Raw genomic sequence first — 18,654 nt, forward strand, 5'->3', positions numbered from 1 at the left:
TACGGCCAGCCGGGGTGTGGACGTTGGAGCAACATCCAAAAGAAGGTTCACTGTCTACGGTCGGGCCAGTACCGCTTGGATTGGAAGTATTGTGTGGCTTCGGGGGAGTCGTTGTAGTCGAGGAGGTTGCCTACTTTTTTCGCCAGGACTCGGCGTACTTGTTCCGGTGTGGCGAAGAAGAATTCCCGGCGAGTGTTCGCATGGTTCAGTCGCGCGGCGCCGAACTCTTTGTGGAGTTGGTTTTCGAGTGTGACTGCGTCGTCGGAGAAGTAGACGGCGTGGACGTCGAAGGGGAAGGGGACGGACGCTCCGCCGAGTTCACGGACTCGGTCGAGTGGTTCGAGTCGGCGGGTCAGTCCGATCTTGACGACGTTGGGTCCGAAGGCACCGATGTTGGAGATGACGTAGACGTAGCCTGCGCGGATGTTCGCTGCGCGGTAGTCGTTCTGTGCGATCGCCTGGGTGATGCGGGTGAGCTGTTCTTCGATGTCGCGGGTGTCTTGTCCTGTGGCGGTGAGTCGTTGGAGCACGGCTCGGTAGTGTGCTTGTTCTTTTTCGAGTCGCTCGCGTTCGGCGGCGAGTTCTTGTTCGACTTTGCGTTCTTCCCGCAGGCGCTCGCGTTCCTCACGGGCCGCTTCTCGTTCTTGCTGCACCTTCGTCATGTAGTCAGCGGTGAGTTCGAGTTCGGTGATCCGCAGCGCGTGATAGGCCGATGCCACGTGCATCTGCATTGCCGCGCCGAGCTTTTCGATGTCTTTGGCGGCTTTGTCGAGTCGTCGTTTGGCGGTGTCGAGGTTGCCGGCGCGTATGGTTCGGACACAGTTTTCGGCTTCGGCGTTGTATGCGCGCAGCATGAGCTTGGACAGATCTGCGGTCAACCGGCGGCCTTCGGCGAGGGAGTTGTTGAAGCTGAACTTGTTGGCCACCACGATGGCCTCGCTGGTCTTCACGGCTTCGCGGATGTCGGTGCGCAGTTCGGCGAGGGTTTGCTTGTAGCCCTCGGCGTTCTCCAACGGATGGTGATATTCGTAGATTCCCACCTCCTGAAGCACCAGTGCGTCGTCGACGGTGATGAGCTGGGCATGGGTCTGAGGCGGTGTAGCGGCTGAGGCCGGGCGGCTCTGCAGTTGTGCAGTGAGTTCTTGGACGCGGTCTTGCAGGTCGGCGGCTTCGCGTTCCTTGACGACCAGCATCTTGCGCAGTCCGACGATCACGGCTTGGGGGTCGTTCATCCTCGCACTCCATGGTTTGCCAAGGGCGCCAGCCCGTAGGGGTTTTTCGATACCGCGGCGGCGAGGTGAGCCAATGTGGCTGGCGGCTCTACCCGTGCGAGGTCGATCGGCAGGAAATCCGCGCGGTCGGTGGCCAGCCGTACGAGGTCGATGCGGGTGTCGTGGCCGGTCGCGCCGTCGACGGTGTCGACGGCGACGGTGAGAGCGATGCTGTCGATGATTTCTTCCCGATCGGCTTCGAACACTTCATGCGCTGTCCGCAACGCGGTCTGCGCGATAGCCGATGCGTAGCGGCGCTTGACCTCGGCCGCCGCCAACATGGTTGCGGTGATTTCGTCGGCAGTTTTGTTGTAGCGGAACGCTTTCGTTGTCGGGAAGGTGTCGGGATGCGGAGCCAAGACCGTGATGTGTAGTTCGCGGTCGTTCGCGTGGAAGGAGTGTTCGTAGGACACTTCGAAGGTGTCGGGGTAGATCGAGTTGGCCAGTACGATGCCGACGTATTCGTCCATCGCGGCGGGCCGGCGGTCGCGTAAACCGGCGATCAGCCGGTCCAAGCGTGCGTTCGATTCTTCGACCTGGTTGCGGCGGTCGGCGTTTGCTTGCTGGAGTCGGCGACGAGCGTCGCCCAGCTCCGCGGCACGCGAGGCTTCCTGCTGTCGCCAACCGGCGCGAAGCTCCGCGTTCGCAGCGCATGTCCGGGCCAGTGTCAGCAGCCACTGCTGCACAACGCTGAGGTATTCCCGTTGCGCTGCCTCCAGTTGGGCGGTGTGCCTTCGGTTTCCGCCCAGAGCGCTACTCAGACCTGATGGCGGCGCGGGTGGCACGAAGCTCGGGCGATCCGGCACCGCGTGGTAGCGGGGGGTCGGTGCTGGTGTGAGCAATTCGGGACGATCAAAGGGCAGGTCTGGGGCGGATTCGCGTAGAGACTCGAGATCGACCCAGTCATCGACTTCCAGCGTGGCGTCGAGGAGGTTGTCGATCTCGTCGTAGGTGACGGCGAGCTGTGCATTCTTCTCCTGGACCTCGGCCTCGCGCGCAGCAGTGTGGGCGAGCTTGGCGGCCTTCTCCGCCGCCACGCGTTCGGCGGCCGAGGCGCGGACGGCTGCTGCCACGGCCCGTTGCTGCTCCCGCGCACAGCGTTGTGCCTCCCGCACAGCCGTGTTGTGCGCTCGTATCGCTGCTCGTTGCTGCTGTGCCTGCCGTTGCTGTGCCAGCCTGTGCTGGTGCTGCAGTTCAGCCAAGAACCCCCTGCGCCGCGCCACCGCGCTTCACCCCTCTTCTGAATATTTCGACATGATCCGGCCGTACAACTACGGCCGCAGTTACTGTCGCGACAGAGTCAACGCCGTTACACCCGCCACAAGTCAGCCTTTCCGGCTATCAGTGCTCGAGCTTCGTTGTGGCGGCGGGCGAGTTTCGGTGCTCCAAGTCCTGGAACTGGAACGCGACACCCGGCGCGGCGAGTCCGTCACCGATGCGCCGGGTCGCTCCCGTTCAGTGTCAACACCGACTCCCTCGTGCCCGCACCGAAGGCGTAGCGCGCCATTCGGCACCCGGCGTTCTACATAACGATGTCGCCGAACGGGTCGAGCTGATTGCTGCCGACCTGGCGATCAATTCGATCGGATTCCTCCACGGACGACTGTATGCCCGAGGTCGGGTCAGGCTGATGTGGTGGGTGTGTCGCATCCGATGTCGTCGGCGCATTTTATTCACAGCCCTATGTCGTCGTAGCCGAGGGGCGGATCGACGAGGGGCTCGGGCTCGAATTCTGTTGTGTCGTCGGTGATGTCGTGGTGCTGGTGGCGGGTGCGTAGGGCGTGCTCGGCTGCGGTTTGTTCGGGAGTGAGTTGGCTGCGGCGGTGTTGTTCGGTGTTGAGCTCGACGAGCTCGTCTTGGAGCCAGGTGGTGGTGTCGGATGCGGCTGTCTCGGTGTCTGCGGCGCCTGTGCCGGGTGCGGGTCCGTAAAGGATGGCTTCGGTCTCAGCAAGGGCGATGCGCTGGCTGATTTCGGTGATCGCTTGGGAGAGTTGGTCGTCGGTGAGCATCTGCACCGGGTCGGAGACATCGAGGAGAACCTCGGACGGTGGTGCTGATGGTTCGGTCGAGGTGTCGGGCAGGGGATGCTGTTCGACCCAGGTTGCGATGGCGAGGCGTTCGGCGAGGGTGCGGGCAGCATGCCAGTCGCGTTTGAGCAGGCCCAGGATGGTGTTTGGTGGGTGGGTGTTGGCGATGTAGTCGCAGCGCGCGCGGATGTACTCGGCGGGTAGGTGGTCGGGGATACCGGGTTGATTGTCGGTTCGGCATTCGCCGCAGAGACCGTCGTCGCTGCGGCGCGGCGGGCGCGGTCTGCTGTCGATTCGGGCGCGTGTGATGCCACAGGACACGCACGGCAGTGCCTGGGTTTTGTCGGTGGTTTGGCGGTCGTAGTCGGGTGCGGTGGAGTCGGGGTAGCGGTCTTCCCAGAGTTTTTCGCGGTAGTAGTGGTGCGGAACTCCGTCGGGCATCGGTAGGTGTTCGGGGTCGGTGTCGAGGTCGCCGTGGGTGTCGAGGTAGTCCTGGCTCGCGCGTTCGGCGGCGATCTCGGTGTCGGTGCGGGGCGGGTGAACTCGGGTGGGGTCTTGTCGGTCGGGATAGTGGTGGGTGGGGCGGATGCGCTGGTCGGGTTGGTTCGGTGGCTGGTGACGGTCTGTGTCTGATTGGTAGACATGGGGGTCGGTGGCGGGTGTGCAGGCGCGAATGAGTTCGCGGTGCTCGGGGTATTGGTCGGCGGCCCACCGTAGTCGCGCGAGGGCGACGCTGAAGTGGTTGCGGTAGAGAGTGGTCGCGATGTGTTCGATGATGTCGCGTTGTTCGTCGGTGAGGGTGTCGGCGAGGTCGTGAAAGGCGCGCCGCGCCGTGCGCAGGTCACCGGTCTGGATCAGTGCGGCGATGGTTGCGGCGTCCTCGGACAGTGGGGTTTCGTCAACGGTGCTGGTGGTTAGTGGCCGGATCGGTGGCCGGGGTGTCGGTTGTGCGGTGGTGTCGCGGTGCTCGGGATCGTGTGGTGGGTGCTCGGGTGGGTGCATGGTGGGCTCCGGGGAGGGGTGGGAATCGGGTTGGTCGGGGTGGGTGGGTTCGTGCAGCAGTGCGTCGATACGCCAGGCCAGGGCGTTGGCGTACTGGTCTGGGCGCAGGTTCGCCGCGTCGTCGGGTTGGGCGGCGAGGATGAGTTCGTGTGCGGTGGTGAGGAGTTCGGCTGGTGTCCAGTCGGTACCGGTGGCGCGGTCGATCGCGGCGACCAGGCGCGGCCAGGCGGGGTCGTTGATAACGCGGTGCGCGGTGTCTTCGCCGATGATCTGGTGGATTTTGTTGGTCCAGTCGGGTGTGAGGTTGTGAGCGTCGGTGACCTCGGCGGCGACGAGTTCGAGTTCTAGTCGCGACCACAAGCCCGCGGCGGGCATGTCATCGGGCAACGCTCGTAGCGCTGCGGCGTGGGTCAGTCGGGTTTGGATGTCGATTCCGGAGCGGTCGGCGACCTCGATTTTGTCGGCGAGGATCGGCCACCACGGGTCGGTGAGGATGCGGGGTTGCAGGCGTGTGATCAGCGGCGCCCACTTGTTGGCGGGCAGGCGGATATCTCCGAGTGTGTCGGTGACGCGTGCGTCGAGTAGCTGTTGGTGTTCGCGTTCGAGCACGGTGTAGCGGGCGGGTCCGGTGAGGCGTGGATCGCCGTCGTCGATGTGTAAGGAGGCCCGCCACACGGCGAGGTCTTCGAGCAGCCGCGGGTCGGAGCCGATGAGCGGGCGTGCCCAGTGCGGTGCGGACGCGGGTGTCCAAGTCTGTACGTCGGTGCGGATTTGTGTGGAGAGGTCGGCGACGATGCGCGCGCGGGCAGTGACTTGGGTGGAGTCCAGTTCCGCGCGCAGCCCGCGCGGGATCCCCGACGCCCATGGCAGGGGCGCTCCGATGGTGGAGTGTGCGCCGGAGGGATCCAGACGCCAGTCCAATACGGCGGCAACATCATCGGCGGTGTCGAGTTCGCGGGCGTTCGCAGCGGTGTGTAACGCGGTGATCGGGTCGCGTCCGGACAGCGCGATCATCGCCAAGTGTTGACGCAGCACGGGGTAGGCGGGGCTGTCGGTGAGGTTCGGTCGCACCGCTTCAGCGGCGGCGTCGAGGCGTTCGAGTCCCGCGGGGCCGAGGGCGTTTTCGGCGGCGACACCGAGGGCGTCGAGGTAGATGTCGAGTGCGCGACCGATTCGCTGGTGCGGATCGAGTGCGTCGCGCAGCACGGTGTGCGCCGACTTTTGTGCGCCATCGCGCCCGAAAATGCGCAACATTATTTCCACGGCGGTGCGCGGATAGGCGGCGGGTTCGGACCAGAACGAACCTTCGGAGCCGTCCAACGCGGTCGGTACGTAGGCGTGGTTGGCGTGGATTCCGCGAGTGAGCGCGACGTAAAGCTGTTGGCGTGACTCACCTCCGGTGAGCGCGACATGACACGAATCGGTGGTGATTCCTTGCGCGGAATCGATCGTTGTCGCGTACCCGAGACGCACATGCGTCGCGACATAGTCTGCGGGAAGGCGCACGCTGTGACCGAGTTTGTTGTCCGAACGCAGATGCGTCGCGGTCACACTGCCATCCGCGTGCACGGCGGCGACGGTCCAGGTGTAGCCGTTGCGGACCCAATCGTCGGTACCGAGGCGCAGTCGTCGGTGGTTGCGCCGGGTGCGGATCGTGTCCCCGACCGACGCCCGGAGGCCGTCGGTGAGAAAAGTTTCCGCGCCCACGACACCGCCGTCGCGGGCTATGCGGTCGGCGCGAGCGCGAGCATTCAGTTCGGTCACAATGTCGTGAGTGGCGGCGAGCATGATGGTGTCGCGACCGGCGAGGTGGTCGGTGATCCAGGCGGTGTAGGCGTCGTCGTGGGTGGCGCCTTCGTGCCCGGCGTGGATGCGGCCGTTGTCCAGATACCAAGCGAGCGCGGCCGGATCCCCTTCGCGTAGTTGCAAACTCGCGGTCGCTTCGGCGTTCGAGGCGAACCGCACGACATGGGTCAGTGTCATGCTCGCTTCGGGTGCGGCGGCGTCCATGTCGGTGTCGGCGCCGCCGGCTTCGATTGATGCGAGCTGGTGTGGGTCGCCAATGCAGCGGATCGTCGCGCCGCGGTCGGTCAGGAATCGCAGTAGGCGTAGGCGTTTGAGGTTGCCGATCTTGACGTGCTCGTCGACGATCACCAGCGTGTCGGGGTCGATGTCGAGGATCCATTGCGGTAGTGACGGTGGCTGTTCGCGGTCCAGCGCGGGGTTGTTGCGGTTGGGTGTGTGGCGGTCCAGGACGTCGAGCACCTTGTCGACGGTCTCCACCCGTGCGCCGATCGCTTTGCCCAATTCGGCGGCCGCGGACGCGGTCGGCGCCAACCCGAGGACCCGGCCGCCGCTGGTATGCCAGGCGTCGGTGAGCACCGCCATCGCAGTGGTCTTGCCCGTTCCCGCCGGAGCGTTGGTCGTTCGCACCCGCAAACCAGACGAGGCGAACCCTCGGATCACGCCGATCTGCCCGGCATTCAGCGGCCGATCCGGATGCCGGGTGTTGTAGCGGTGCACCGCCGCGGTGACCGCATCCATCGGTAACTGTCGTGCGCCGGGCTGCACCGACAGGTCGATCAGTTGCTGTTCGACCGACAACATCCTGGCCGAGGTGTAGACCTGCGCGCCGGCGCTGGTGTAGACGCTGGTGCTGTCGCGGCGACGCAATAGTTCTGGCACCGTTCGCAGTTCGGGTTGGTCGGTCAGATCGGGGTCACCGCGGGCGATCACATGCTCGGGTGAGAGTGTTTCGGCCAGGACCGCTTCGGCGGCGTGTTCCCAGTCCTGGCCGCGTACGTGGCCGCGGAGTTGGCGTTCGATTTCGGCGCGCAGATTGGTGGCAGTCCAGGTGGAGCGGTGCTCGGAAACCACCTCGATGACCCGCTGCGCGGTCCGGTTGATCCACGCCGTCGTCACCGCGACACGCTGTTGCCGTACCGGATTCACGACAGCGACGATCATCTCCGAGAGTGCTTCGCGGCCGCCGAGCATAGCCATCGCTTGGGATCGCCAGGTGCTGCGCTGCTCGGCCAGTGACCGCAAAAGATGTTTGGGCGGTCGGGTTTCCAGGGTCGCCTGCTGGGCGAGGGCATACATTTCGGTGGGGGTCGGTTCGCGGTCGAACCGGTGTTGAAACCGTGCCGCGAGTTTCCCGACGCGTTCTTTGATCGCGGCTTCGCGTCGTGACCACGCCTCGATCAACGGGGTTGGGATGCCCACGATTTCGCGGATCGGCCGCTTGGACGGATCGGTGGTGGGGCGCTCGGCGAACTCGACACCCACCAGATCTTCGAGGTGGTGTTCCAGGCGGGTGTTGTAGATCTCCGAGACGGTGACCACCGCGCGGTAGATCGCGGTGCCATCGAGGGTTCGCCATTTGCCGTCGTGGGTGCGGACCCGGTTGGCAATGAGCACGTGGGTGTGCAGGTCCGGATCCCCGGCCCGGCTGTCGCGGTGGGTGAAACACGCGGCCACGATGCCCTGCACATCGACTTGGCGGACACCGTTGCGGCCGAGTCTGGTGAAGATCGCGTGCTCTTCCAACCAGGCGAGGGCGTCGTGTACCGCACGTCGGTGCGCGAGCTCGACCTTCTCCGCGACCGTCCGCGGGGCGAGCGCCCACAACGCCGATACCGACTTCACCGGGGAGAACGTGATGTCGAAACCGGCGACCGCGACGGTGTTCGGGCGCGAGTTTTGCGCCACCCACCCCGACAATTCCCGCTCATTCAGTGGCGGGCGATCGTAGGTTTCGCAGAACATGTCGAACGCGACACGGGTCCGAATCCGTGCGCGTTCGTCATCGCTAATGGCGTCATGGGGGTCGAATCCGTGCTTGATATTGTGTCGCGTGAAAGCGTCCGCGCACCGTTTGCGGAATTCGGAAACCTCGGCATAAACCCGGAACGGATTACCTAAACGCGACGCTTGATCGGCGGCACGCGCAGCGTCTTTATGCTTGGCTCCCTTGCCGATCTCGCTGTCGTAGACACGGGCTTCGATCACCTCCGCGTTCGGATGACGTCCCAGCCCGAACAGGGATTTCATCTGTTCCTCGGTGACTTCCGCACCGGGTTGCAGGCCCAAGGTGTCCAGGCCCGTGCCGTGCCAGCGGCCCGGAGCTTCCCCATGAGCGGAGTAATAGTCGGCGAGGCTGGAACGGCCACGAGCCGACACATCATTCGCGGCGACATTGCGCAGATAATATTGATACCCATTGCCCGCCGCGACTTTATGAATGGTCGCGGTCATATATCCATCAAGCACGGAACAGGCCATTTATGCCAGGGTTGGATTTGACTATCTTTTCGTCAAATCAAGCAAAACGCCTGGTCGTTATCAAATCGTTACCTCGAATGAAAGAGGTGTGCATGTTGGATAGTGGAAATGGGGAGAGGTGAGGGTGTGGATTGAGAGTTGTTCTGTACGGAGATAGTTTGCGGTGTCCGGGGGTAGTTTGCGGGGGTGGTTGCGGAGTTCGGACATAGATTGCGGGTTCTGAGGACGTAGGGCCGCTGTAGGGGGCAGACTGCGTGGCCGTGTCGAGCCTGAGTGTGGTCACCGGCGGCGCGGGGTCGCCGCCGGTCGGGGAGTTCGAGATCGCTTGTGTCGATGTTGAATCCGGTGAGCAGCGGTTCGTGTTGGCTGATGCGTGTTCTGTGCTGTTCGAGGATTGCTTGCCGGTGCGGGGGTTTCCGGCTTACAAGGGGCAGCGCAATCATGTGGGTCGTTGGTGGACGGCCACTACCGGAGGCTTGGTCGGGTACGAGTCGTGGTTGGAGCGAGATCGGTTGATGCTGTTGGACTTCGATCCCGATGTGGTCGGTATCGCGGCGCAGCCGTTCTGGTTGTTCTGGACGACGCCGGAGGGCAAGCGTCGCTCGCATGCGCCGGACTACTTTGCCCGCTGTTCTGATGGTGCAGCGTTGGTGATGGACTGTCGCCCCGTCGACCGGATCAAACCGCGGGATGCTGAGGCGTTCACCGCGACTGGTGTCGCATGCGAGGTCCTCGGTTGGCGGTATGAGGTCGCTGGAGCGGTGGATCCGGTTGTGTCGGCGAACCTTCGGTGGTTGGCGGGCTATCGGCATCCCCGTCATGACTTACCTGAGATCACTGCTGGCTTGCTCGTGGTGTTCGAGGTGCCGGGCGGGTTGATGGCAGGGGCTGAGTCGGTTGGTGACCCGATTGCGGTGCTGCCGGTGTTGTTTCACCTGTTGTGGCATCACCGGTTGCACGCGGATGTGTCGATACCGCTGTCGCCGGACACGGAGGTCGTCTCGCAGGGGCGGGTGTTCTGATGGGGGTGAGGCGTCCGGTGTTGCGGGTGGGCGATCGGGTTGTCTTCGATGGCGACGAGCATGTGGTGGTGGGCCTGTCGGGCACCTCGGTGCGTTTGCGGGCGGACTCGGGTGCCGAGCAGGTGGTGCTGGCCGCGCATTTGATGGCCGCCATGGACTTCACGGTGCTCGACGCTGCGTCGCTGCCCGCGGTCGAGCCGTTCGGGCTGCTGGATATGTTGCCTGCGGATGTGGTTGCCGCGGCGCAACGGTGGCGCGAGCATGTCGTCGAGGTCGATACCGGGTTGCCACCGAATCCAGTGCCGGGGGCGCGACCGCGGGAGGGCTACGACCCGGCGGTGACGTCACTGGCGCAGCGGCAGCGGGCCAAGGCCGCCGAGTTGGGGGTGTCGCTGCGCACGATCGAAGCCAAGCGCGCCCGCTATGCCGCGCAAGGGTTGTGGGGCCTGGTCGACCAGCGCGTGACGCGGAGCGTCGAGATGACCGGTCAGAGCGATCCTCGGCTGGTCGAGGTGATCGAGGAGATGCTCGACGCTGAGACCACGCAATCCACCGGCACCCGCTCGCGGCTGATCCGCCGCGTGATCAAGAGGGTGGAGGAGATCCACGGTCCGGGGGTGGTCCCGTTGCCGGGCCGCAGCGCGTTCTATGTTCTGATCGATCGGCTCTCGGTGGGGCGGCACACGTTCGGGTCGGCGGTGACGCGACGGCAGCTGGCCAACCGCCCGGATGGGATGTTCACACCGACCTTCGCGATGCGGCCGGGCGAACAGGTCCAGATCGACTCCACCCCAATCGATGTGATGGTGCTGGCCGAAGACGGCGTCCCGGTCCGCGCCGATCTCACGATCGCGGTCGATGTCGCCACTCGCAGTCTCTGCGCGGGAGTGTTGCGGCCGGTCGGCACGAAAGCGGTCGACGCGTCGCTGCTGCTGGCGAAGATGATGGTGCCCGAGCCGATGCGACCGGGCTGGGCCGCTGCGATGCGGATGGCGTCGTCGGTGCTGCCGCATCAGCGGCTGCTGTCGATCGACGCACGGATGCGGGAGGCGGCGGCGCGGCCGGTGATCGTTCCGGATCAGGTCGTCATCGATCACGGCAAGGTTTTCGTCTCGGAGGTCTTCGAGCGGGCCTGCGAGCGGCTGGGCATCTCCATCCAGCCCGCCCGCAAAGGCACCCCGACCGACAAGGCCGTCGTCGAGGCAACCTTCACCGCGATCAAAACCCTGTTCGCCCAACATGTCGCGGGGTTCAAGGGCGCGAACCCGACCTTGCGCGGGCGCGGTGTCGAGGCGGTCTGGACGATCGGCGAGTTGCAGGACCTGTTCGACGAGTGGGTCATCTATTGGCAGCACCGCGGCCACGATGCCTTGCGGGATCCAGCGGCGCCGCGACGGAAGTTGTCACCGAACGAGAAGTACGCTGCGCTCGTCGCGGCGGCGGGTTATCTGCCGATCACATTGTCGGGCACCGACTATCTGGAATTGCTGCCGGTGAAATGGCGACAGATCAACGACTACGGCATCCGCATCGACAACCGCGTCTATGACAGCCCGGAGTTGGGCCGCTACCGGCGCCAGCCGTCGGGGCTGGCGGTCAAGCGAGGGTTGTGGGAAGTGCACTACGACCCCTACGACCTGTCTCGGGTGTTCGTCCGCAACCACCACGACGGCGGCTGGATCACCGTCGCATGGACGCATCTGCCGATGGTCGCTGCCCCGTTCGCCGACTTCACCTGGCGCCACGCGCGGCGCCTGGTCGCTGAATCCGGCCGCGACGTTACCGAAACCGAGATCGCCCGCGCCCTCGATGACTTGTTGACCCGAGCCGAGCACGGCCCCGACACCACCAGCCACAAGATCGCTGCCCGCACCCGCGCCGCGACATCCGCACACCGCAAAACCACCCCGGAGTCTGCCACCGAGATCGAAGAGCCTGCAGCACAACGACAACCGAAGTCCGAGACAGCCGAGGTGGTCGCGTTCGGCGTCTTCGACGCCGACGCCGAAGCAGAAAGATGGATATGACCGGTCACATCGGCGACGATGCCGACGCGCTGCCCGCAGACGAACCGTTGACCACCAAGGAGGGCTGGCGGCGGTTCGTCGACTACCAGCCCGAACCACCCACACTCCTGGATCCCGTTGCGGTGAAAGGGTTGTCGCGAGCACACCGCCTCGGTGTCGAGGAAGCTCGCCGCGACTATCACGGGCAGCTGCCGCTGGTGAACACCCCGACCATCCGGCAAGTGCTGCGCACCGGCCGGATGCTGGCCCAGCTCAACCGCGGGCAGGTCTCCGCGCGGCGAGGGTTGATCCTGTCCGGAGCCTCCGGGACGGGCAAAACCACAGCACTGACCCAGCTGGGCCGCACCCATGAACGCGCGATCGGCAAACGCTACCCCGGCCCGGCCGGACACAACCGGATCCCGGTCGTCTATGTCACCGTCCCACCGGCGGCCACACCGCGAATGCTCGCGGTCGAGTTCGCTCGGTTCTTCGGGCTCGAGTTCGGCAGCCGCGCGAACATGCCCGACATCGTCAACGCGGTCTGCGCCACCGCGGCGCGAACGAACGTGGATCTGGTGCTGGTCGATGAGATACACAACCTGAACCTGGCCACCCGCTCCGGGGCCGAGGTCTCCGACCAACTCAAGTACTTCGCCGAACGCCTGCCCGCGACCTTCGCCTACGCCGGGATCGAGGTCGAAGCCCAAGGATTGTTCGCCGGGGTCCGAGGACGCCAGATCGCCGGACGGTTCACCCTCATCGGCTCGACCGCATTCGCCTACGGCACAGGCGAACAACGCCAAGCATGGCACGCCCTGGTCGCTTCACTCGAAGGCATGCTTCATCTGCACCGCCACAAACCAGGCACCCTGGTGAATCTCAGCGAATATCTCTATCAGCGCACCGGCGGCATGATCGGCACGCTCTCGCAACTGATCCGCGGCGCGGCCATCCTCGCCATCGACGACGGCAGCGAGAAGATCACCCGAGCTCTGCTCGAGGAGATCCCCGTCGACTACGCCGCCACACGCAGCGAGCCACCACGTCGGCGCCCGAGTGCCGGCCGCGGGGAAGTGAGCGCCTGATGGGATCGCGGCTGCCGATCCGAATCCGACCAGCCACCAACGAGATCGCGGTCTCCTACCTCACCCGGCTCGCTGGTCTGCACGAGATGGCGTTCACCGAACTCTGGACCCAGGTCAGCCGACCCCGCAACGGCACCAGCACCCGCCGACTCGACCCGGACCGGTTCGCCGCTGTCGTCGACCAGCCCCGGGAACGGCTGGCCCACGCGATCATCGAAATGCGCGAGCCGGAACCGGACTGGCTCGCGCTGCGTCACGAACCTCAACACGGTTGCGGGCGCTGCGCCGCCGCCCATCCCGGCGGCGCGCCCCTGCAGCTGCTGGGCCACCACCAGCTGGTCTGCCTGCGCCATCGGATCTGGATCGGGCCACCCGACCTGACCGGATTCTCACAACCCGGACTGGGTGAATTGCCGGAAGTTGTTGCCGCGCAGCGCGCACATCTGCGACTGTTACGTCGCCTCGGACCGGCAGCGACCTTCGATGCCGTGCTCACCGGCTTCCTCATCTGCGCCCACCGATGGAGCGCACGAGAAGAACCTCCACGCGGGGACGCACGGCATCAATGGGCCAGGCGGGCACAGCGGCTGATCCCGATCGGCACAGAGCTGACAACCTTCACTGCGTCGAAGTTGTTCGCTGCCACCTACCCCGAAACCGTCGATATCGCCGAGGTTCTCGGATCGCTGCACTGGCGAGGTCTGGCCGCGGGTGACCCGGACATGCAACGACGATTCGCCGCCGAGATCGGGCGGCGTCTCGGCCGACCCGACTACCAGCCACAGATCACAGGCGACGCCATCGCGCACTGGATCGATCAGGACTGCTGGCGGCCACCGAGCCGACCTCTGCACGACTACCGGACCCAACGCACCTTCGGCGGACCCAGCTACCGAAAACCTCAGCCACGCAATGAGGATGCTCGCTTCACCAGCGCCGCATGGTTCGCCCAGCACCGCTGCGGCGGCGACGCCATGCTGCACCACCGCAGCCTCGCACCAGTCATCACCCGCGAGTGGGCCGAGCAGAACACCCTGTTCGAAAGCGCGGTCAAAGACACGGCAACAGTGCCGATCACCCCGGCGCAATCCGCCACACGCGAGAACCAAAGCACAGCAGGACGATTCGCATTCATCCGGCCTGAACCCGCACCGACCGATTACCTCGCCGAAGCCACCGAACCTGCCCCTTGGCCAGCGGCGCAGCCACGACAAGATCCCAAACCGCGGCCATGGTCAGTAAGCGAAAAACCCTACTTCACACCCAGCCCACGCCGTCTTCGACGGCGACGGCAGTTCTGATCTCAATGAATAGGCGTGAAGACGGCCGGGCGTCGCCTTGGTGAATCCAGACATCACCGCGCCGACTGAGGGCCGCCCGCTCAGAACCGTTCGAAGCGGGACGAGGCCGTCGTCCTATCTCGTTTCCGGCCCATCGGGCGGGATCCACTGGAAATAGCCATGAACCCCCAACAATCCGCAACCTAGGTCCGGACAAGACGGAGAAGTCCAGGCACTGAATAGATTTCGGGCCGCAGGTCAGCGATTCGAGCCCCGCGAGGATCGTCCGGAACGGACAAGAGTGTAGATGGTGAGGGGAGGTAGATGGTCAGGTTGGGTTGTGGATGGGTGGGGACAAGTGGGAAGCGGGTGTGGGGGCGATCGGTGATGGTGTTGCTGGAGGGAGGCCGGTAGGGATCGGAGCGGGTGATCGGGTCCCTACCGCGTTCAGAGCCGTCGGGGTGCGCGCGGGTCGGTCACGCTCGCCGTGGCGGTCGGGTCTGAGGTGCCGCGAGCGGGTCGTGGCCGGGATCGAGGGTGAGGGCGGCGAGGGTGTGGCCGTGGCAGGGTTGGGGTGCGCACCAGCAGCCGAGGATTCGGTGGGCGAGTTCACCGCGACGAAGGCGGGCGAGGAGGTCGGGTCGGTCGGTGAGGTGTCGGGCGTGAGCGCGTATCACGTCGTCGCGGTTGCCGTCGCGTCCGATGATGTAGGGGTTGCCCCAGACGCTGGTGCGGTCGATGGGTACGAACAGGCGGTGGCGACGTGCCCAGGCGATCAGGTGCGCGTGTCCGGCGGAGGCGCGCATCGATACCACGACCGCGTGCCCGGTCGCGAGGGTCTGGTGCAGCTCGGTGATGGTCAGGTGCGCGGGGTCGGTGGGCGGTGGCAGGTGAGGCATGGCGAGCGGTCCCTTCCGGTTTGGGGTGGTCGGATCGAGGGGTGCTACCCGTCGCCTGCGGTCCGGGCACCGGAACCAGAGACGGATGGTGGGTGTGGTGGTGGATGGGGCTGGTCAGTCCGGTGGGGCGGGGAGGGGTGTCCATCCGCGGGACTGGCAGGTGTAGTGGCGTTCGTCGAGTCCGACGATGTCGCCGACCGACAGGGAGCGCAGTCCTGTCACGCCCTGGAGTCCTTTGGCGTACCAGGTGTCGGTGTGGATCTGGTCGTCGTCGTGTTCGGGTGGTCGTTGAACGCGGCGAAGACGCGTTCGAGCAGAACCTCGTGGGTGTCGGCGGCGCGGTCGACGCGCAACTGGTAGGTGTAGGCCAGCGTTACGGGCGTGCCGGGCCGGTACCCGGTCAAGAGGGCGGTCGGGTCGAGGTTGAGGTAGACCCGCACCCGAACCCAGCTCGGGCGGGGTGCGAGCACAGCATCACGCAGCGCGTGAAGGGCGCGGCGCGCTCGGGTCGGTAGTCGATGCACTGTCGTGCTCCTGTCGGTCGGCAGATGGTGGGCCGGTCCGCCGCGGGGGTGTCGACACCGCGGCGGACCGGCGAACAGTGGGTGGAGCGGAGCGGGGTGGGTCAGGCCACCGATGGGGTGCGGGTGGCGGGGACGAGTCCGAGGTCGATGCGGCAGTTGGTGCAGTAGTTGTCGGCGTGCACGACACCGTTGCGGGCGCAGGCGTCGCAGCGTCCGATGCGCTGCCCGGCTCCGAGCGCGGAGCCTGCGCGTCGTGGCCGTCGCGTAGTGGTCCGGGGTGCGGGTTCGGGCTGGCCGAGGTTCATCGCGATCCATCGGGTGATCAGTCGCCAGGTCGGTCCGGTGTTCGCGGCGGCGGCGCGCACCCGGTCGAGCAAGGCCCGCGCTTGCGCGGGGTGGGTGGCGGCGATGTGCGCGCAGCGGGATTCGACGAAGGTCTGCATGTCGAACTCGGCGGACAGGGAGGGCAGAGCGGGGATGGCGGGGTGGCCGTCGGCGCGGCAGACGTCGCAGAGTCCGTCGTCGCTGATCGGGAGACCGTCACGGGAGTGCAGGGGGCGGCGGTCGCGGGCGGGCCGGTCGATCCAGCATCCGACGCAGGGCCACCCGAGATACGGGGTCATGGCGGCGAGGTCGTAGTCCAACCCTGAGCCCTGCCAGGTGGATTCACGGATGTCGAGTTCGCTGTAGGGCAGATACTCGTCGCGGTCGCTGGGTACCGGGATCCCGGTGCGGCGGGCGGCGAAGCGTGATTGGTCGGCCGGGGTGATCCGTGGCGGCACCTGCGGGCGGCTGCGGCGGGCACACGCGCGCCGTATCCGCGACCACGGTTCGGGTTCGGTGTCGTGGTCGCGCAGGAATTCTCGTGCGGCGTCCTCGAGGCCGGTGTGGCGGTCGCTGTGTCCGGTGTGCCGCTCGGGGATCGAGGGGGCGAGCAGGTGCCGGTCGTTTTCGGTGTAGGACTCGGCGATGTGCAGGAAGTAGGAGCGGTCCCACAACTCGGCCTGCACGTGCGCCCACACCGTTCCGGCCTTTTTCCGGGGGTCGGGCACCGGCGGGGTGCGGTCGTCCTCGACGGCGGTGTCGATCGCGTACAAACGCTGCGCCGCATAGCCCGCGTATTCGCGGTGGCGACGTTCGGCCACCTCCAGGTCCCGCCCGCGATGGCGCAGACTGACTACCCCGTTGATGGGGGCGGGGATGCGGGCACGGCGGGCGGCGACCTTCTCGGGTTGGTAGCGGGCGGCGTCGGTCGCCGCGCTAGGGGTGGCGGTGTAGCGGTCACGGTATCGGCGCTCGCGAATGGAGCGGCGCACCCATTCGGCGGCCTCGATCGAGGTCTCGGACTGTGGGGGCAGTTCGGGCCGGTGCAGTCCGGGGTCACCCTCAGCGGTGTGGTCGATGATCATAGACCGGAGTTCGGGGCGGCTCTTGGCCATCCACCCCAGCTGACGCGCGGCGGTCTTCCATGGGGACCGGGTCATGAACTCGGCGGCGCGGTCGAGGAATTCACGCTCGTCCCGGGAGGCCAGGGCCAGTGCGGCGGCGAAGCGTTCGCGCGCGGCATCGGGATCGGTGTCCAGGAGGTATTCGATCTCCCCGAGCGCGGCAGCGAACGGAGAAACGGTGTCGGCGAGGTCGCTGACGGTATCTGTGACAGTGTCGGTGACGGTATCGGGTGCGTTAAACGTTGCGGTCATCACGGTTCCTGTTCTGTCGTGGAAACAGCTCGGCCCCGCACCGGACGCACACACTCGAACGTAACCCCGGCACGGGGCTGGGCGGCTGGTCGTCTGACCCGCCTGAGTGCGGCCGACCAGGGTGGGAGCCCGACACGGCGGAGGGAACGCGCCGGAACGGACGGTGCCGAATTCGCTGCGCACACCACCGCGACCGCCGCAGACCAGGCATGCGGCGCGCCGGGCGAATTCGGTGACGGCCGGGCGCGGGCCCGCAGCCGTGGCGGGATCACGCGCTGGTAGCACTCAGAAAGGCGGGGCAGACGGCCAGACGATCAGCCCTCACCAACCGCCACACCCGCCCGCTCACGCGCTCAGCACCTCCCCGCGAGTCACCGCCACGAACGCGAAGGCCGGAGTCCGCCGGTGTCGAGGATATGGGGATTGCCGCCGATCCCAATCCCGGTCAGGAACTCGACTTCGGGACCGTGGGCGACGAGCAGCGGGGCCGCGATGTGTTCGGGCGCGGGAAAGTTGGGGGAGTCGATGGGTATCGCGCCCTGTTGTCTGTCGCTGCTCTGGTGCGCTCACCGCGCGAAGGCCCGGCGATAGTGCGCGCGAGTTCGAACCGTTCTTGGGCTGCGGCCCGCGAGGGCGCATGGTCGCGGGTGAGCTCCTGTGGCGGTCGGTGGCTATGCCGGGAAGGAGTCAGTGCCGCGCGGCGGATTCGAGCGAGTCCACCGATTCGATGAACCGCAGTGGCATCAGCACCGTGGCGAGCCCGAGGCCACCGTGGGTGTGGACGACGGTGTGGCGGTGACCGACCGCCAGGACGCGGACACGGTGGCGGTGCCCGCCGCGGGTAGTGATCGTGGCCGCGGTCGCGGTGCGGCGCAGCCGGTGCAGTTCGACCGCGATCAGCGTGAGCTGTTCTTGCCCGCCGTCCGCCCCGCGGTCGGCCGGTTCGGTGTCGGTGATGACGGTGAGGCGTTGGGCGATGACCACGCGCAGGCGACGGATCCCCTCCCACGGGCTGGCCTCGCTGGCGAGGGTATCGAGACGGTCGAGCAGGTGGCGCAGGAACCGGATCTGGATCGTGGCCGTCTCGCGTCGGTCGTCTGCGCTCACTGCATCGCCCTCCCCCGTCAGGCCACCAACCGGCCGTGCGCGCCGGTCCCGGTGCCGGTCACCGCTGCGGTAACGGTCTCGAAACCGGGGTGGCGGTCTGGTCGGCGGCGGGCGCGGGCCGCGATCGCCTCGCTGGTGGTGCGCAGCACGTCGGTGGCCGGGTTCGGTTCGGCGTGCAGCCGCAGGTCGTAGCAGTCCTCGCGGACCGGGCGACGCACCCAGTCACCGACCTCGACATCGACCGGGACCTCGAGAACCTCGACGCCGGTGGCTGGGCACGCCCAGTGATCGAGGACGGGTGTCGGCGGTGCCGAGGCGGGCCGCGGCGAGGGCGAGAACCCTGGACAGGGCGGCGTCGGGTGACTGGGCGTGGCCGCGGTACAGCAACCCCAGCCACGCCCAGTCCTCGGGTGCCAGCTCGGCCAGCGCCGCAGCCAGCGCGGC

The 18,654-nt window shown here is 66.5% G+C and carries 13 protein-coding genes; 4 read left to right on the top strand and 9 right to left on the bottom strand.

Annotation, left to right across the window (positions count from 1 at the left end):
• Nucleotides 1-47: 47 nt before the first annotated feature.
• The 3 genes from NP3_RS44495 to mobF all read right to left on the bottom strand — a co-directional run bounded on the left by NP3_RS44495 (nt 48) and on the right by mobF (nt 8,557).
• Nucleotides 48-1,232 (bottom strand): SNIPE associated domain-containing protein, encoded by a 1,185-nt coding sequence (locus NP3_RS44495; RefSeq protein WP_063047725.1) that lies wholly within the window; start codon nt 1,230-1,232, stop codon nt 48-50.
• Complete coding sequence (locus NP3_RS51025; RefSeq protein ID WP_157124970.1) at nt 1,229-2,344, bottom strand: hypothetical protein; 1,116 nt, start codon at nt 2,342-2,344, stop codon at nt 1,229-1,231. The genes NP3_RS44495 and NP3_RS51025 overlap by 4 nt, the downstream gene beginning before the upstream one ends.
• A 600-nt stretch (nt 2,345-2,944) precedes the next feature.
• Nucleotides 2,945-8,557: a MobF family relaxase gene (mobF, locus tag NP3_RS44505; RefSeq protein ID WP_063047727.1), complete on the bottom strand. Its 5,613-nt coding sequence runs from the start codon at nt 8,555-8,557 to the stop codon at nt 2,945-2,947.
• Between the two features lie 287 nt (nt 8,558-8,844).
• Between mobF and NP3_RS44510 the strand changes: the two genes are divergently transcribed.
• The 4 genes from NP3_RS44510 to NP3_RS44525 are packed head-to-tail and all read left to right on the top strand — an operon-like array spanning nt 8,845 to nt 14,001.
• Nucleotides 8,845-9,606, top strand: a complete 762-nt coding sequence (locus tag NP3_RS44510) for a TnsA-like heteromeric transposase endonuclease subunit (RefSeq protein WP_245721383.1) — start codon at nt 8,845-8,847, stop codon at nt 9,604-9,606.
• Nucleotides 9,606-11,633, top strand: coding sequence for a TnsB C-terminal domain-containing protein (locus NP3_RS44515; RefSeq protein ID WP_063047729.1), 2,028 nt, complete (start codon nt 9,606-9,608; stop codon nt 11,631-11,633). Before NP3_RS44510 ends, NP3_RS44515 begins: the two co-directional genes overlap by 1 nt.
• Nucleotides 11,630-12,700, top strand: coding sequence for an AAA family ATPase (locus tag NP3_RS44520; RefSeq protein ID WP_063047736.1), 1,071 nt, complete (start codon nt 11,630-11,632; stop codon nt 12,698-12,700). The genes NP3_RS44515 and NP3_RS44520 overlap by 4 nt, the downstream gene beginning before the upstream one ends.
• Nucleotides 12,700-14,001, top strand: coding sequence for a hypothetical protein (locus NP3_RS44525; RefSeq protein ID WP_063047730.1), 1,302 nt, complete (start codon nt 12,700-12,702; stop codon nt 13,999-14,001). The genes NP3_RS44520 and NP3_RS44525 overlap by 1 nt, the downstream gene beginning before the upstream one ends.
• 455 nt (nt 14,002-14,456) lie before the next feature.
• On the opposite strand, the gene NP3_RS44530 is transcribed toward NP3_RS44525, so the two are convergent.
• From NP3_RS44530 to NP3_RS50115, 6 genes are all read right to left on the bottom strand, one after another.
• The gene (locus tag NP3_RS44530) at nt 14,457-14,879 is read right to left on the bottom strand and encodes a DUF4326 domain-containing protein (RefSeq protein WP_063047731.1); all 423 of its coding nucleotides are present in this window, start codon (nt 14,877-14,879) and stop codon (nt 14,457-14,459) included.
• 218 nt (nt 14,880-15,097) lie between these two features.
• Nucleotides 15,098-15,403 (bottom strand): hypothetical protein, encoded by a 306-nt coding sequence (locus NP3_RS44535; RefSeq protein ID WP_157124972.1) that lies wholly within the window; start codon nt 15,401-15,403, stop codon nt 15,098-15,100.
• A gap of 101 nt (nt 15,404-15,504) precedes the next feature.
• Nucleotides 15,505-17,103 carry a hypothetical protein gene (locus NP3_RS44540; RefSeq protein ID WP_063047733.1) on the bottom strand — a complete coding sequence of 533 codons (1,599 nt, stop codon included), beginning with the start codon at nt 17,101-17,103 and terminating at the stop codon, nt 15,505-15,507.
• A 687-nt stretch (nt 17,104-17,790) separates the two neighbouring features.
• Nucleotides 17,791-18,210 (bottom strand): hypothetical protein, encoded by a 420-nt coding sequence (locus NP3_RS44545; RefSeq protein ID WP_063047734.1) that lies wholly within the window; start codon nt 18,208-18,210, stop codon nt 17,791-17,793.
• Nucleotides 18,211-18,227: 17 nt separating this feature from the next.
• Nucleotides 18,228-18,428 (bottom strand): hypothetical protein, encoded by a 201-nt coding sequence (locus NP3_RS44550; protein WP_063047735.1) that lies wholly within the window; start codon nt 18,426-18,428, stop codon nt 18,228-18,230.
• A 4-nt stretch (nt 18,429-18,432) separates the two neighbouring features.
• The coding region (locus NP3_RS50115; protein ID WP_218025069.1) for a hypothetical protein at nt 18,433-18,654 on the bottom strand (222 nt) is incomplete at its 5' end.

The organism is Nocardia pseudovaccinii NBRC 100343 (assembly GCF_001613225.1).
Classification (GTDB): domain Bacteria; phylum Actinomycetota; class Actinomycetes; order Mycobacteriales; family Mycobacteriaceae; genus Nocardia; species Nocardia pseudovaccinii.

Coding starts and splice junctions, on each gene's coding strand:
- NP3_RS44495 (WP_063047725.1), bottom strand. CDS start 1,232: ATGAACGACCCCCAAGCCGTGATCGTCGGACTGCGCAAGATGCTGGTC.
- NP3_RS44515 (WP_063047729.1), top strand. CDS start 9,606: ATGGGGGTGAGGCGTCCGGTGTTGCGGGTGGGCGATCGGGTTGTCTTC.
- NP3_RS44520 (WP_063047736.1), top strand. CDS start 11,630: ATGACCGGTCACATCGGCGACGATGCCGACGCGCTGCCCGCAGACGAA.
- mobF (WP_063047727.1), bottom strand. CDS start 8,557: ATGACCGCGACCATTCATAAAGTCGCGGCGGGCAATGGGTATCAATAT.
- NP3_RS44540 (WP_063047733.1), bottom strand. CDS start 17,103: ATGACCGCAACGTTTAACGCACCCGATACCGTCACCGACACTGTCACA.
- NP3_RS44525 (WP_063047730.1), top strand. CDS start 12,700: ATGGGATCGCGGCTGCCGATCCGAATCCGACCAGCCACCAACGAGATC.
- NP3_RS44530 (WP_063047731.1), bottom strand. CDS start 14,879: ATGCCTCACCTGCCACCGCCCACCGACCCCGCGCACCTGACCATCACC.